This window comes from Burkholderia sp. APQ4-4ca, from assembly GCF_057837105.1.
In genome coordinates, this window is the sequence record NZ_JBYQCG010000046.1 from 1 (window position 1) to 536 (window position 536).

Annotated in this window: 1 protein-coding gene; it reads left to right on the forward strand. The window is 58.2% G+C overall.

From position 1 onward, the window contains the following. Positions 1–138 precede the first annotated feature (138 nt). Complete coding sequence (locus tag AC3IFE_RS01600; RefSeq protein WP_489189394.1) at positions 139–324, forward strand: hypothetical protein; 186 nt, start codon at positions 139–141, stop codon at positions 322–324. Positions 325–536 lie beyond the last annotated feature (212 nt).

Consider the following 536-nt stretch of genomic DNA (forward strand, 5'->3'; position numbering starts at 1 on the left):
GTACGTTGCGAACCTGCCTGATGAGTAAGTGAGTAAATCAGTAAATGCGTTTAAATCGTCGGACGCGGCCAGAAATTCGACCGCGTTCGACCATGTACGGCTCGTTCCGCACGCCTGAACCATTGCTCCAGACCCTGAATGCTGAAATCGCCTTTAGGGCTGGCGCGGCATGCGACGGCCGCGCACGAGACGACGAGCGCGTTCGGCTTCCCGGCCGCGTTCGCAGCAGTACCACCCGTGGACGCATATCACCGTACCGATTATCAGTACGAGAATCCCCAGACCCATCGTCATTTCTCCGGTTACGGTTGGCAAAATGTCTGATGACATTTTGCCGTAAATGCTGCGGATCGAAACAGGTCGGCCGCGTTACCTATGTCCCGTCGCGGCAAATATCAGTCGCTCCACCACGTCCCGTACCGTCTCACCTTTGCCTCGCTGGCGTTTGGCCGCGGCAAAGGCCTCGTGCGAAACCTTGATGCGAGGTAGCGCGTTGCTATCCGTTACGACCTCCTGCAGCTGGCTGCCGCCGACCA